Consider the following 13,608-nt stretch of genomic DNA (forward strand, 5'->3'; position numbering starts at 1 on the left):
CCACCAGCTGCAACCGAGCGCCGTTCTGCGGAGTCTTTGTGGTGGACACCGGTCCAGTGTGACCTGCAGCGGAAGCCAGCCATCGAACGGGGCGAGGAGGCGGCGATGATCCGAAGGGTGAAACGGCTGCTGGTCGCCGTGACCGGGAGCGTGGCGGCCCTGGCGTGCACGCTGGCCCTGACCGGCACCGCGGCGGCCCAGGCGGCGCCCAAGCCGAAGCCGGCCCCGACCGGTGTCGACATCAGCGGCGAGCGGCTCGACGCGCCGCTGAAACTACGCGCCGACACCAGCCCGAACGAGGTCAACCTCGTGATCGACCAGGTCAAGTGGCTGGGCACGACCGGCCAGCTGCGCGGCCCGGCCGCGAAGGATCTCGGTCCGAAGTACACGGTGGTGGTGCTCGCCGCCGCCGGCCCGCAGCGCACCTACGACCTGTTCCCGCTGGCCAAGGGCGGTCCCCGGATCTACCGGCCGGGCAAGCAGCCGGACCTGAGCAGCACCCGGGCCGGCTGGTTCTTCGGGCGGCTCAACATGCCCGAGACGCTGCGCTCGGTCGGCGTGCCGATGCCGGCGCAGTTCGACACGCTCGCCGGAGGCGTCGGCGGCGGCGAGCGGGTGCTTCCGGAGGAGGCACTCGACCCGGTGCAGAACATCGACACCGCGCTCGGCGAGCTCCAGCGGCTGCTGCTGCTCAACGTGGGCATCGTGCTCGTCATCACCGCCGGGCTGGCCGGCATCGCGCTGCTGGTCCGCCGCCGCACCCGCTGAGCCCGGCCGCACCCGGTCAGCCCGGCAGGCGGCGCGTCAGCACCAGCGGCGCGGCGGGCGCTCCCGGCGTGTGGTGCGGCTGCGCGGGCGTACCGCGCCGTGACGGTGGGCTCCCGCCCAGCCCGACAGGTCGCTGCGGCAGCTCCGGTCGGCCGGCTCGTCGTCGGCCAGGTGCGCCGGCTCCGCCGCCCGCTGCCGGGGCACGCCCGGCTCGTCCTCGGCACGCTCCGGCACCCGGCCGGCCGACTGCTCCCCCTGGTGGTTCAGGCACGGCCGACGCGGGTGCGTGGCAGTCGCCGGCTGGTCGTGACCCCGCCGGCAGGCCTCACCCTGGGCGCAACCGTGCTCGGCCTCCCCCTGCGCCATCCCCGGCCCCCCTCACGCGTCGCCCTCGCCCGCCCGGCCGGAGTCTGGCCCGGCGTGCCCTGACACCGTACTGGCCCGGCCGGACGAGATCGTCAGCGCGTACCGGTGGAGATCGTCACGCCGCGGCGAGGGCGTCACCTCGAAGTGGATCCGCTGGTCACGCCGTGTCAGGCTGGTGCGGTGAGCGAACCGGGCGGAACGGAGACGTCGGCGACGCTGCGTCGCATCGAGCGGGCGGCGGGCGGCCTGGCCACCGCCAGCGTGGCGCGGATGGACGAGACGCTGCCGTGGTTCCGTGAGCTGCCCGCCGACCAGCGCTCCTGGGTCATGCTCGTCGCCCAGGCCGGCGTGCGCTCGCTGGTGCTGTGGCTGCGCCAGGGCGGCGGCGCGACCGACCGCACCCAGGAGGTGTCGGACGAGGTCTTCGCCGCCGCACCGCAGGCGCTGGCCCGCTCGATCAGCCTCCAGCAGACCGTGGCGCTGATCAAGGTGACCATCGACGTGGTCGAGGAGCAGGTGTCGGAGCTGGCCGTACCGGGCGAGGAGCAGTCGCTGCGGGAGGCGGTGCTGCGCTTCTCCCGGGAGATCGCGTTCGCCGCCGCGCGGGTCTACGCCCGGGCCGCCGAGAGCCGCGGCTCCTGGGACGCCCGGTTGCAGGCGCTTCTGGTCGACGCGCTGCTGCGCGGCGACTCCCCGGACGTGCTGGCCAGCCGCGCCGCCGCGCTGGGCTGGACGGACGCGCCGCCGGTGGCGGTGGCGGTGGGCCGCTCCCCCGGCGGCGAGGTGGCAGCCGTGCTGCACACCGTCTACCGGCAGGCCCGGCGAATCGGCGTCGAGGTGATCGGCGGCGTGCACGGCGACCGCCTGGTCATCGTGCTGGGCGGGGCTGCCGATCCGGTGGCGGCCACGGAGAAGCTGCGTACCGCCTTCGGTGAGGGGCCGGTGGTGGTCGGGCCGGCGGTGCCCAGCCTGGACGAGGCCACCGAGTCGGCGCGGGCCGCGCTGGCCGGGTTCCGGGCCGCGCCGGCCTGGCCGACCGCGCCGTGCCCGGTCGCCGCCGACGAGCTGCTTCCGGAACGCGCGCTGGCCGGTGACACCGAGGCCCGCCGCCGGTTGCGCCACGACGTGTACGCGGCACTGGCCCGCTCCGGCGGCGAGCTGCTGGAGACGCTCGACGCGTTCTTCGCCGCCGGCGGCACGCTGGAGAGCGCGGCCCGGGCGCTGTTCGTGCACCCGAACACCGTGCGCTACCGGCTGAAGCGGATCGCCGAGGTGACCGGATTCTCGCCGCTGGCCCCGCGCGACGCGTTCGCGTTGCAGGTCGCGCTGACAGTGGGACGCCTCGACCCGGTGGTGCCGACGGCCTCCGACCGGCGATGATCGCCGACAATCTTTGTAGGATTCCTCTAAAGGTTCTAGTGCGGTTTGGTGCCGTACGTTACAGCGCGGCACGCCGGTATCCGTCAGAGTCGTACACGTGCTCGCCGTACTCTCTCCCGGACAGGGTTCGCAGAAGCCCGGCTTCCTCGCGCCGTGGCTCGACCTCCCCGGCGCCGAGGCGCGTCTGCGCTGGTGGTCGGCGCTGGCCGGGGTGGACCTGATCCACCTGGGCACCCGGGCGGACGCGGACGAGATCAAGGACACCGCCCGTACCCAGCCGCTGCTGGTCGCCGCCGCGCTGCTCGCCGCCGAGCACCTGCCCATGCACGACGTCGGGCTGGTCGCCGGGCACAGCGTCGGCGAGCTGGGCGCCGCCGCGCTGGCCGGGGTGCTGCCGGCCGAGGCCGCCGTGACGCTCGCCGGCGTACGCGGGCGGGAGATGGCCGCCGCCTGCGCGCTGGAGCCGACCGGGATGGCCGCCGTGCTCGGCGGCGACCCGGACGAGGTGCTCGCCGCGCTGACGGCGCACGGGCTGCACCCGGCCAACCGCAACGGCGCCGGTCAGATCGTGGCCGCCGGCGCTGTCGACGCGCTGGACAGGCTCGCCGCCGAGCCGCCGACCCGCACCCGGGTCATCCGGCTCCAGGTGGCGGGCGCGTTCCACACGCCGTACATGGCGCCGGCCGAGACCGCGCTCGCCGCGGTCGCCGCCGGTGTCCCGGCCTCCGCCCCGGCCCGGATCCTGCTGTCCAACCTCGACGGCGCACCGGTCGGGCACGGCCCCGAGACGGTACGCCGGCTCGTCCGGCAGGTGACCGCTCCGGTCCGCTGGGACCTGTGCACGCGTACGCTGGCCGACCTCGGCGTCACCGGCGTGATCGAGCTGCCGCCGGCCGGCACCCTGGCCGGGCTGGTCAAGCGGGAGCTCAAGGGCGAGGGCGCGCCCGAGATCGTCACCCTGAACACGCCGGCCGACCTGCCCGCCGCGCGCCGCCTGATCGCCCGGCATGCCGGTCCCGCCGCCCGGCCGACCGCGCCGTCGTTCCGGGTGGTCGTCTCCCCCGCCGCCGGCCGCCTCGACCTGTCGGCCGGACCGGCCGAGGGTGCCGGGGTACGCGCCGGACAGGTCCTCGGCCACGTCACCACGGGCCGGGGGCCGGTCGAGGTGACCGCGCACGACAACGGGCCGCTCGTCGAGTGGCTCGCACACCACGACGACCCGGTCGCACCGGGCCAGCCCCTCGTCCGTATCGGAGGAACGCACTAAATGGCCGGCAGCCGGATCGTCGCGATGGGGCACTACCAGCCCTCCCGCGTCGTCACGAACGACGAGATCGCCCAGATGGTCGACACCAACGACGAGTGGATCCGGGACCGGGTCGGCATCGTCACCCGGCGGATCGCGGGCGACGAGACGGTGGCCGACATGGCCACCGCCGCCGCCGGCAAGGCGCTCGCCAACGCCGGGCTGACCGCCGCCGACATCGACCTGGTCGTGGTGGCGACCTGCACGTCCGTGGACCGCAGCCCCAACGTGGCCTGCCGGGTCGCGGCCAAGCTGGGCATCAACGCGCCCGGGGCGTACGACCTCAACACCGCCTGCTCCGGTTTCGCGTACGCGCTGGGCACCGTGGACCACGCGATCCGGGCTGGCGCGGCGCGCAACGCGATCGTCATCGGCGCGGAGAAGCTCTCCGACTTCACCGACTGGACCGACCGCTCGACCTGCATCATCTTCGCCGACGGCGCCGGGGCGGCGGTGGTCAGCGCGACCGCCGACGACGAGCCGGCCGGGATCGGGCCGGTGGTCTGGGGCTCCGCGCCGGAGAAGAGCGACGCGGTCCGGATCGAGGGCTGGCAGCCGTACATCACCCAGGAGGGGCAGTCGGTGTTCCGGTGGGCCACCACCGCGCTGGCCCCGCTCGCGCTCCAGGCGTGCGAGCGCGCCGGGGTGGACCCGTCGGAGCTGGCCGCGTTCGTGCCGCACCAGGCCAACGCCCGGATCATCGACGGCATCGCCAAGCGGCTGAACATCCCGGACGCGATCATCGCCAAGGACATCGTCGAGTCCGGCAACACGTCGGCGGCGAGCATCCCGCTGGCCCTGTCGAAGCTGGTCGAGCGGCGGGAGGTGCCCTCGGGCGCCCCGGTGCTGCTGTTCGGTTTCGGCGGCGGCCTGACCTACGCCGGTCAGGTCGTGCGCTGCCCCTGAGACCCCCTCGGGCGCGAACGCGCCGAGGTGTGTGACCGGCGACGCCGGTCACCGGTAACCCCCGATGAGAGGAACCAACCGCAATGACCCGTGACGAGATCACCGCCGGCCTCGCCGAGATCCTCGAAGAGGTTGCCGGGGTGAACCCGGACGACGTGGCCGAGGGGAAGTCCTTCACCGACGACCTCGACGTCGACTCGCTCTCCATGGTCGAGGTCGTGGTGGCGGCCGAGGAGAAGTTCGGCGTCAAGATCCCGGACAACGAGGTGCAGAACCTCAAGACCGTCGGGGACGCGGTCAGCTACATCGAGGCGCAGTCCTGATCATGAGTCGTCCCGACGTCGTCGTCACCGGGCTCGGCGCGACGACCCCGCTCGGCGGGGACGTCGCGTCGACCTGGGACGCCATGCTCGCCGGCCGCTCCGGGGTGGGTGCGCTCACCCAGGAGTGGGCCGCGCAACTGCCCGTCCGGATCGCCGCCGAACTGGCGGTCGACCCGTCCGAGGTGCTGGACCGGGTGAAGCTGCGCCGGCTGGACCGCTCGGAGGCGATCGCCATCATCGCCGCCAAGCAGGCGTGGGCAGACGCCGGTCTGGACGAGGCCGGGCCGGACCCGGAGCGCCTGGCGGTGAGCGTCGGCTCGGGCATCGGCGGCGCCACCACCCTGCTCGCCCAGGACGACATCCTGGAGGCGTCCGGACCGCGGCGGGTCTCCCCGCACACCATCCCGATGCTGATGCCGAACGGCCCGGCCGCCTGGGTCGGTCTGGAGCTGGGCGCCAAGGCCGGGGTGCACACCGTGGCCAGCGCCTGCGCGACCGGCGCGGAGGCGATCGCGCTGGGGCTGGACATCATCCGCGCCGGCCGGGCCGACGTGGTGGTGGCCGGCGGCACCGAGGCGGTCATCCACCCGCTGCCGATCGCCGGCTTCAGCTCGATGCGGGCCATGTCGACCCGCAACGACGAGCCGGAGCGGGCCTCCCGGCCGTGGGACTCGGGTCGCGACGGCTTCGTGCTCGGTGAGGGCGCGGGCGTGGTGATCCTGGAGCGCGCCGACCACGCCGCCGCCCGGGGCGCCCGGGTGTACGCGCGCCTGGCCGGCGCGGGGATCACCTCGGACGCGTACGACATCGTGCAGCCGCACGCCGAGGGTGAGGGCGCCATCCGGGCCATCGCCCGGGCGATCGCCGACGCGGACGTGGCCCGTACCGACATCGTGCACGTCAACGCGCACGCCACCTCCACCCCGGTCGGGGACATGCTGGAGATCGGCGCGCTGCGTCAGGCGGTCGGCGACCACCCGGTGCTCACCGCCACGAAGTCGATGACCGGGCACCTGCTCGGTGCGGCCGGCGCGCTGGAGTCGATCGCCACCATCCTGGCCATCCGGGACGGCGTGATCCCGCCGACGATCAACCTGGACGACCCGGACGAGGGCCTGACGCTGGACGTCGCGGCGCACAAGGCACGTCACATGGAGATCCCGGCGGCGCTGAACAACGCGTTCGGCTTCGGCGGGCACAACGTGGCGCTGGTCTTCACCCGCCCCTGAGGTTCCGCCCTGAGGTAAGGAAGGGCCCCTTCTTAACAGTAACTGTTAAGAAGGGGCCCTTCCTCTACCGCAGGCGTTAAGAGGGGGCCCTTCCTTACACCTCAGCCGCGGTTGCGGGGGTGCTGCCGGGCGGTCCGCTCGTTGCCGCGCCGGTAGTTGCCGGTCCACCGGGCCATGGCCAGCTGCGGGTCGTCGCCGACCTCGGCCAGGAACTGCGCGGCCCGGCCGCCGCGCAGCGTGCCGGCGACCCGGCCGTGATGCGTGATGACCACCGTGCCGTCGGCGCGCTCGACGTAGCGGAAACCCTGTGCTGCCTCTCCCATGGGCGCCACCCTGCCAGCCGGGGCCGCCCTGACGCATCCGGGTTTCGGCGCGATCCGGGCGGGCGGCCGGGTCAGGTGCGGCAGGTGGTGGCCGGCAGGCCGGAGACCGGCACCGGGGAGCGGCCGGCCGGGCGGGCCTTGCCGGCGAGCACCGCGGCGAGCCCGGTCATCGAGGCCCGGGTGGACGAGTAGGTCGCCATCAGCGTCGGGGACTTCGCCCCGGACAGCACGTACGGCGTGTCCATCGCCACCGTCACGGCGGCGCCGGCGCTCAGGTCCTTCGCGCCGTCGCCGTAACCGACCAGGTGCACCACCGTGCCGCCGGAGGGCACCACCTTGACCCCGGCCGCGGTGAGCGCCTCGGTCAGCAGCTTGCGGGTGCGCTCCCGGCCGCCGGAGGAGGTCACGCTCACCGGGCCGGTCACCGCCCCGCCGCACTTGCCGCGCAGCACAGTCACGGCGGCGGTGGCCAGGTCGTCGGCGGCCTTGCGGTGGGCTGCGCCGTCGAGCGTGGACAGCGCCGGGGTGTCCCGCCCGGCCAGCCGGAACTTCATGGTCAGCACCCGGGTGACCGCCTCGACCAGGCGGGCGCGGGGCAGCGAGCCGTCCTTGAGCGCGGCGCGCAGCCCGTCGTACGCCTGGGTGACGTTCGGGGTCATCAGGATGAGGTCGTTGCCGGCGTTGAGCGCGCGTACGGCGGCCTCGCCCGGCGACCACTTCTTCGCCGGGGCCATGTTCATCCCGTCGGTGATCACCACGCCCTGGAAGCCGAGCTGGCCGCGCAGCACGTCGGTGAGCAGCTTGCGGGAGAACGTGGCAGGGGTGCCCGGGTCGACTGCCTTGACGTCCAGGTGGGCCGACATCACCGCCATGGCCCCGGCGCCGATGCCGGCCCGGAACGGCGGGAACGCGAGGCGGTCCAGCTCGGCGCGGGACTGCTTGATCACCGGCAGTTCGGTGTGCGAGTCCTCGGCGCTCAGGCCGTGCCCGGGGAAGTGCTTGACCGCGGCACCGACGCCCTCGGCCTGCAGGCCGCGTACCGCACCCGCCACCTGGGGGGACGCGGTCGCCGGGTCGGCGCCGAAGGACCGGGAGCCGATCACCGCGCTGCGGGTCGCCAGCACGTCGGCGACCGGCGCGAAGTCGAGGTTGACGCCCATGGCGGCCAGCTCTGCCCCGGCGGCCCGCCAGGCGGCCTCGGTCAGCGCCGGGTTCCCGGCGGCGCCGGCGGCGAGCGGGCTGGGCAGCAGCGTCACCCCGTCGGTGATCCGGGTGACCACGCCGTACTCCTGGTCGGTGCCGATCAGGAAGGGCGCGGCACCCGCGGGCAGCTTGCCGGCGGCGGCGCGCAGTCCGTCGGTGAGCGCACGGACCTGCTTGGGGTTGTCCACGTTCGTGGTGGGCCTGGTTGCCCGAGGTCGGGTCGTCGGCGCTGAAGCCGACCAGGATCAGCCCGCCGAGCCGGTACTTCGCCACCATCTCGGCGGGGGTGTCGACCCCTGCCAGCGCCCGGTTCCCGGCGGCCGACCCGGCCGACACCTCGGTGGCCGAGCTGCCGTACGCGTACGGCATCAGCACCTGCCCGACCAGGTCCTCGTCGCTCAGCGTGCCGACGAGCGCGGCCGCGCGGGCGGCTGGATCGGCGGCCGGCGGGTCACTCGGCGCGGGCGCTGCGGACGACGGCGCCGGGCTCGTCGGGGCAGGTCGGGGCCGGTCCGGCCCGTCCGAGCACCCGGAGACGAGCAGCGCGGTCAGTGCGGCGAGCGCGACGGCGGAGCGCCGCGGGGAAATCGACACGCGGCCCACCGTATCGGGGCAACTCGGCCGCCGTCACCCGACCCGGGTGAGCAGCGTCACCGGCGCACCGTCCCCGGCGTACCGGTAGGGCTCCAGTTCGGCGTCCCAGGCGGTGCCGAGCGCCTTGTCCAGGGCGTGGGCCAGCGCCTCCGGGCTGCGTGCGGCGGCCATCAGGCTGCGGAGCCGGTCCTCGCCGAGCTGGATGTCGCCGGCCGCGCCGACAGCGGCGCGGAACAGGCCGCGGCCCGGTACGTACATGAAGCGCTCGCCGTCGACGCCGGGACTGGGTTCCTCGGTGACCTCAAAACGGATCATGGGCCACTGCCGGAGGGCAGCGGCCAACTCCGCGCCGGTCCCCGGGCTGCCGGTCCAGCCGCACTCGGCGCGACGGGCGCCCGGATCGGCGGGCTGCGCCGTCCAGTGCAGGTTGACCGGCGCGGCGAGGACGCGCGCGATCGCCCACTCGACGTGCGAGCACACGGCGAGCGGGGTCGAGTGGACGTATACGACGCCACGCGTTGGCACGGTGACCTCCCGATGAGCCGAGGTGCGTCTTCCCCTACGACCTCGTCCTACCGAGTGGTACCTGGCACACATGATGACCCGTGTGACTGGTGGTGCGCCAGCGAATCGGAAAATTCGCCGGCCCCCGGAGCGGGAAATACCCGGGTGGTGGACCTGGTTGTGCCCTCTGACGCCGCGACGACCAGCCAGGTGTCGTGGTCGTGTACAGTTCTCTGGGCGGTTCTGTGCCGCCGTACATCTTCGCGGGCCGGCGCCCACCCGGGCGTCATCCGCATACAGCCCCCGGACGGCTTCCGTCCCCACCGTACGTCTGCAAGGAGTACCTCCGTGGCGAGCAACACCTCTAAGACCGCGCGCGCGTCCGTCCGGGCCGGCCAGGCTGGCCAGGGTGGCGCCCTCAGCGTGCTGGGCGAGTTCAAGTACCTGATCCCGCTCAACGGCGGCAAGCACGCCTACGTGCGCAACCTGACCAACGGCAAGACCGCGCACCTGCGCACCGACTCCGACGCCTTCGTCGAGGAGATCCGCGTGCTGGCCGCCGCCGGCCACGCCGCCAAGATCCGCGCCGAGATCAACGGCCTGGCCGCGTCCTACCCGGACCACGGCTGGGACGCCACCGAGAAGCGCCTCGTCGAGGCCGGCGTCTTCGAGGGCTGAGCGCCCTCACCCGCACCGCCGCGACCGCCCGCCGGGATCACCCCGGCGGGCGGTTTCGCGTCTGCTCCTGCGGCAGCAGCGTCACCTCGCCCGTGGCCAGGTCGTAGAGCGCGCCCTCCACTGCCAGCTCACCCGCGTCCACCGGCCCGGCCAGCCGTTCGTCGCGGCGCAACGCCGCCACCGTGCGCCGGACGTGGCGGCGGATCGCCAGCGGATGCGCGTCCGGGTCGTCCACCCCGACGTCGGTGACCGCCGGGGCGATCCGGTCCACCACGTACGCCAGGTCCCCGCCGGGCCGGCGTCCGGTGCGCAGCGCCTCGACGGTCGAGCCGACCGCGCCGCAGCGCTCGTGGCCCAGCACCATCACCAGGCGTACGCCGAGTTGCTCCACCACGTACTCGATCGAGCCCCGGACGGCCCGGTCCAGCACGTGCCCGCCGGTACGGATCACGCAGATCGAACCGAATGTCTGGTCGAAGATCGCCTCCAACGGCACCCGGGAGTCGATACAGCCCAGCACCACCGCGTACGGCTGCTGGTCGCCGGAGGCCACCGCCGCGGCGGCGGTGACGTCGTGCCCGTGCACCGGCTGCCCGCTGACGAAACGGCGGTTGCCGGAGAGCAGCTCGGCCAGCGCGGCGCGCGGGCTGGTGGACGGCATGCCTCCCAGCCTGGTCACCGATCCGACCTCGTGGGGCCGGACGGGAATCTTCTCTCCGGGCCGGTTGCCGTGGTCTCATGGCGGGTAACGCCGGTGTCACCGCCGGGTCATCCGGTGGACATACATCGGCGGGCCCGGGAGGTGGACGATGCCGGACCTGGAACTGCGGCTCCCCGACGACGTACGCCTGCACGTCAGCGTCACCGGGCCGGTCGACGCCGCGGTGACCGCCGTCCTGCTGCACGGCTGGACGCTGGACGGGCGCAGCTGGCACCGTCAGGTCGCCGAGCTGCGGGAACGCTTCGGCGGCCGGGTCCGCCTGGTCACGTACGACGCGCGCGGCCACGGCCGGTCGAGCTGCCTGGCGCTGCGCGACGCCACCCTCGCGCAGCTCGGTGACGACCTGGCGGCGGTGATCGACGAGATCGTCCCGTCCGGTCCGATCGTCCTGGTCGGGCACTCGATGGGCGGGATGACGGTGATGGAGTACGCCCACCGGCACCCCGGCCGGTTCGCCGCGCGTACCGCCGGGCTGGTCTTCGTCTCCACCACCGCCGAGGGGCACACGCACACCGCGTACGGCCTCTCCCCCCGGATCACCCGGCTGATCCGCCTGGCCGAGACCACAGGCGCCGGGGTGCTGGCCCGCTGCGGCGGCTGGCGGCCCCCGCACGCGCTGCTGCGCGCGCTGCGCCCGAGCATCCGCTGGATGCTGTTCGGCGACCGCTGCGACCCGGCCGACATCCGGCTGGTCACCTCAGCGGTGGCCCGGGCCACGCTGCGCTCGATCGGCGGTTTCCGCGCCTCGATCGGCGCCCAGCACCGGCTGGAGACGCTCGCCGCGCTCGGCGGGCTGCCGGCCGCCGCGCTGGTCGGGGACCGGGACCGGCTCACCCCGCCGCCCTGCGCCGAGTCGATCGCGGCGGCGCTGCCCACCACGGAGCTGACCGTCTGCCCGGGTGCCGGGCACATGCTCATGATGGAGCGCCCCGACGAGGTGAACGCCGCCCTCGCCGGCGTGCTGGACCGGGTGCTGGCCGGCCGCCCGGCGACCCGCCTCTGAGCGTCTCCGCTCGCGAGCGGCACTGACGTACGCCACGTGCGCGGCATGCCCCGGCGTGCCGGTTGCCGGCGGCCCGTACCCTCATTCAGCCCGTCGTGCCCTCCGAACACAGGAGCATCCGCGTTGACCGACCAGACCACGCTGGACCGGGAGATCGCCGCCGAGCAGCGCCACCTCGACCGGGTGTACGCCCGGCTGGCCGAACTGCGCCGGTCGGCGGCCGACGCCGAGCGGGAGGGCTACCGGCTGGCCCGGGTCGGCAACTTCGGTGCGCTGGTCGAGCGGGACGCGATGGTCTTCCACGCCGCCCAGCGCCGGCACGTGCTGGACGCCGAGCACGAGGGGCTGGTGTTCGGCCGGCTGGACCTGCGTACCGGGCAGGTGCTGCACGTCGGCCGTCTCGGCGTGCGGGGCGTGGACGCGGAGACGCTGGTGGTGGACTGGCGGGCACCCGCCGCCGCCGCGTTCTACCAGGCCACGCCCGCCGAGCCGCGCGGTGTGGTGCGCCGGCGCACGATCCAGTCCGCGTCCGAGAAGGTCACCCGGATCGAGGACGACCTGCTGGACCCGGAGGCCGCGCCGCCGGACATGGCGGTGGTCGGTGACGGGGCGCTGCTTGCCACGCTGTCCCGGGCCACCGGCCGGGGCATGCGCGACATCGTCGCCACCATCCAGCGCGAGCAGGACGAGGCGATCCGTTCCCCCGGCAACGGCGTCACGATCGTCTCCGGCGGCCCCGGTACCGGGAAGACGGCGGTGGCGCTGCACCGGGCCGCGTACCTGCTCTACTCCGACCGGGCCCGGTACGCCGGCGGCGGCATCCTGGTGGTCGGCCCGTCCGGTGTGTTCGTCGAGTACATCGCCTCGGTGCTGCCGTCGCTGGGCGAGGAGACCGCCACGCTGCACTCGCTGGGCTCGCTGTTCCCCGGCCTGTCCGCGTCCCGGACCGACCCGCCGGACGTGGCGGCGGTGAAGGGGTCGCTGCGGATGCGCCGGGTGCTGGAACGCGCGGTACGCGACGCGGTGCCGGACTCCCCCGCCGAGCTGCGCCTGCTCTACCGGGGCGAGCTGCTGCGCCTGGAACGCCCCGCGCTGGACGCGATCCGGGACCGGACGCTGGCCCGTGGGGCGCGCCGCAACGAGGTACGCCGGGCGGCGTTCGACGCGGTGCTCGCCGCGCTCTACACGCAGGCCCGCACGCTGCGGGTGGGCCGGCTGCCGGAGCAGCCCGCGTTCGAGGACGAGATCATCGAGCGGCCGGAGTTCCGCGAGTTCCTCAAGGCCTGGTGGCCCCGGCTGCACCCGAGGCACGTGCTGGACTGGCTGGCCCGCCCGGACCGGCTGCGCCGCTACGCCGGTGGGATCCTCTCCTCGGCGGAGATCCGGCTGCTCGGCGACGCGTACCGGAGCCTCGCGACCGAAGGGCTGACGGTGGCCGACATCGCGCTGCTGGACGAGCTGGACGCGCTGCTCGGCAAGCCGGTGCGGCGGGCCCGCCCCAAGCGCGACCCGTACCAGCTCGCCGGTGGCGTGCGCGAGCTGAGCACGTACGCCGATCGGCAGCGCGCCGCCCGCGCGGCGGCGCGGGAGCGTCCGGACGACTACCGCGACTACGCGCACGTGGTGGTGGACGAGTCGCAGGACGTCTCGCCGATGCAGTGGCGGATGGTCGGCCGGCGCGGGCGGCTGGCGTCCTGGACGGTGGTCGGCGACCCGGCGCAGACCGCCTGGACCGGCGACCCGCAGGAGCTGGACCGGGCCCGGGACCAGGCGCTGGGCCGGCGCAAGCGGCACCGCTACGAGCTGACCACCAACTACCGCAACTCGGCGGAGATCTTCGCGGTGGCGGCGGCGGAGATCCGCCGGCTCTACCCGGACCTGCCGCTGCCCGACGCGGTGCGGTCCACCGGCGTGCCGCCGGTCGAGCGCACGGTGCCCGCCGCCGACCTGCCGGCGGCCACCGTCGAGGCGGCCGAGGCGCTGCTCGCGCAGGTGGAGGGCACCGTCGGCGTGATCACGCCGGTGCCGCGCCGGGACGAGGTGGCCGGCTGGCTGGGCGGGCTCGGCCCGGGCCGCCTCCAGGTGGTGACCAGCCTCCAGGCCAAGGGCATGGAGTACGACGGCGTGGTGCTGGTGGCGCCGAGCGAGATCCGGGCCGACCCCGGCTCGGGTGTCCGCACGCTCTACGTGGCGCTGTCCCGGGCCACCCAGCGTCTCACCACGCTCGACCCCTCCTGACGGACACCCGACCGTGACCCGGCTGTCACCCATCGTTCAGTTGCATACATAGCGATGTGAACATAC

13 protein-coding genes and 1 pseudogene are annotated in these 13,608 nt (G+C 74.5%); 9 read left to right on the forward strand and 5 right to left on the reverse strand.

Annotated features, from left to right (window positions below; translation table 11 throughout):
- Nucleotides 1-105: 105 nt before the first annotated feature.
- Nucleotides 106-768, forward strand: coding sequence for a hypothetical protein (locus MICAU_RS23455; RefSeq protein ID WP_013287834.1), 663 nt, complete (start codon nt 106-108; stop codon nt 766-768).
- 36 nt (nt 769-804) lie between these two features.
- On the opposite strand, the gene MICAU_RS23460 is transcribed toward MICAU_RS23455, so the two are convergent.
- Nucleotides 805-1,134 carry a hypothetical protein gene (locus MICAU_RS23460; protein ID WP_013287835.1) on the reverse strand — a complete coding sequence of 110 codons (330 nt, stop codon included), beginning with the start codon at nt 1,132-1,134 and terminating at the stop codon, nt 805-807.
- Between the two features lie 105 nt (nt 1,135-1,239).
- On the opposite strand from MICAU_RS23460, the gene MICAU_RS23465 reads away from it, so the two are divergent.
- From MICAU_RS23465 to fabF, 5 genes are all read left to right on the forward strand, one after another.
- Nucleotides 1,240-2,514, forward strand: a complete 1,275-nt coding sequence (locus tag MICAU_RS23465; protein WP_280512920.1) for a PucR family transcriptional regulator — start codon at nt 1,240-1,242, stop codon at nt 2,512-2,514.
- A gap of 97 nt (nt 2,515-2,611) precedes the next feature.
- Nucleotides 2,612-3,781, forward strand: coding sequence for an acyltransferase domain-containing protein (locus MICAU_RS23470; protein ID WP_013287837.1), 1,170 nt, complete (start codon nt 2,612-2,614; stop codon nt 3,779-3,781).
- A complete protein-coding gene (locus MICAU_RS23475; protein ID WP_013287838.1) occupies nt 3,782-4,726 on the forward strand; it encodes a beta-ketoacyl-ACP synthase III in 945 nt (314 codons plus the stop codon).
- A gap of 83 nt (nt 4,727-4,809) precedes the next feature.
- Nucleotides 4,810-5,049, forward strand: a complete 240-nt coding sequence (locus MICAU_RS23480; protein ID WP_007072348.1) for an acyl carrier protein — start codon at nt 4,810-4,812, stop codon at nt 5,047-5,049.
- Nucleotides 5,050-5,051: 2 nt separating this feature from the next.
- The gene (gene fabF, locus MICAU_RS23485; RefSeq protein WP_013287839.1) at nt 5,052-6,278 is read left to right on the forward strand and encodes a beta-ketoacyl-ACP synthase II; all 1,227 of its coding nucleotides are present in this window, start codon (nt 5,052-5,054) and stop codon (nt 6,276-6,278) included.
- Nucleotides 6,279-6,379: 101 nt separating this feature from the next.
- Here the strand turns inward: fabF and MICAU_RS23490 are convergent, their stop codons facing one another.
- The 3 genes and pseudogenes from MICAU_RS23490 to MICAU_RS23500 all read right to left on the reverse strand — a co-directional run bounded on the left by MICAU_RS23490 (nt 6,380) and on the right by MICAU_RS23500 (nt 8,923).
- A complete protein-coding gene (locus tag MICAU_RS23490; protein ID WP_013287840.1) occupies nt 6,380-6,601 on the reverse strand; it encodes a hypothetical protein in 222 nt (73 codons plus the stop codon).
- 71 nt (nt 6,602-6,672) lie between these two features.
- Nucleotides 6,673-8,407: pseudogene (locus MICAU_RS23495) on the reverse strand (glycoside hydrolase family 3 protein).
- 24 nt (nt 8,408-8,431) lie between these two features.
- Nucleotides 8,432-8,923, reverse strand: coding sequence for a DUF3145 domain-containing protein (locus MICAU_RS23500; RefSeq protein WP_013287841.1), 492 nt, complete (start codon nt 8,921-8,923; stop codon nt 8,432-8,434).
- Between the two features lie 327 nt (nt 8,924-9,250).
- Between MICAU_RS23500 and MICAU_RS23505 the strand changes: the two genes are divergently transcribed.
- Complete coding sequence (locus tag MICAU_RS23505; RefSeq protein ID WP_013287842.1) at nt 9,251-9,580, forward strand: hypothetical protein; 330 nt, start codon at nt 9,251-9,253, stop codon at nt 9,578-9,580.
- Nucleotides 9,581-9,617: 37 nt separating this feature from the next.
- Here the strand turns inward: MICAU_RS23505 and MICAU_RS23510 are convergent, their stop codons facing one another.
- On the reverse strand, nt 9,618-10,241 hold the full coding sequence (locus MICAU_RS23510; protein ID WP_013287843.1) for a carbonic anhydrase: 624 nt from the start codon (nt 10,239-10,241) through the stop codon (nt 9,618-9,620).
- 148 nt (nt 10,242-10,389) lie between these two features.
- Between MICAU_RS23510 and MICAU_RS23515 the strand changes: the two genes are divergently transcribed.
- Together MICAU_RS23515 and MICAU_RS23520 are read left to right on the forward strand one after the other, a co-directional pair.
- Nucleotides 10,390-11,304 (forward strand): alpha/beta fold hydrolase, encoded by a 915-nt coding sequence (locus tag MICAU_RS23515; protein WP_013287844.1) that lies wholly within the window; start codon nt 10,390-10,392, stop codon nt 11,302-11,304.
- Between the two features lie 123 nt (nt 11,305-11,427).
- The gene (locus MICAU_RS23520) at nt 11,428-13,542 is read left to right on the forward strand and encodes a HelD family protein (RefSeq protein WP_013287845.1); all 2,115 of its coding nucleotides are present in this window, start codon (nt 11,428-11,430) and stop codon (nt 13,540-13,542) included.
- The last annotated feature ends 66 nt before the right edge of the window (nt 13,543-13,608 follow it).

It is taken from the genome of Micromonospora aurantiaca ATCC 27029 (assembly GCF_000145235.1).
Taxonomy (GTDB): Bacteria; Actinomycetota; Actinomycetes; order Mycobacteriales; family Micromonosporaceae; genus Micromonospora; species Micromonospora aurantiaca.

Bases quoted from the DNA above. Each gene is read 5' to 3' on its own strand.
- MICAU_RS23455 (WP_013287834.1), top strand. From the start codon at position 106: ATGATCCGAAGGGTGAAACGGCTGCTGGTCGCCGTGACCGGGAGCGTG.
- MICAU_RS23460 (WP_013287835.1), bottom strand. From the start codon at position 1,134: ATGGCGCAGGGGGAGGCCGAGCACGGTTGCGCCCAGGGTGAGGCCTGC.
- MICAU_RS23475 (WP_013287838.1), top strand. From the start codon at position 3,782: ATGGCCGGCAGCCGGATCGTCGCGATGGGGCACTACCAGCCCTCCCGC.
- MICAU_RS23510 (WP_013287843.1), bottom strand. From the start codon at position 10,241: ATGCCGTCCACCAGCCCGCGCGCCGCGCTGGCCGAGCTGCTCTCCGGC.
- MICAU_RS23480 (WP_007072348.1), top strand. From the start codon at position 4,810: ATGACCCGTGACGAGATCACCGCCGGCCTCGCCGAGATCCTCGAAGAG.
- fabF (WP_013287839.1), top strand. From the start codon at position 5,052: ATGAGTCGTCCCGACGTCGTCGTCACCGGGCTCGGCGCGACGACCCCG.
- MICAU_RS23515 (WP_013287844.1), top strand. From the start codon at position 10,390: ATGCCGGACCTGGAACTGCGGCTCCCCGACGACGTACGCCTGCACGTC.
- MICAU_RS23490 (WP_013287840.1), bottom strand. From the start codon at position 6,601: ATGGGAGAGGCAGCACAGGGTTTCCGCTACGTCGAGCGCGCCGACGGC.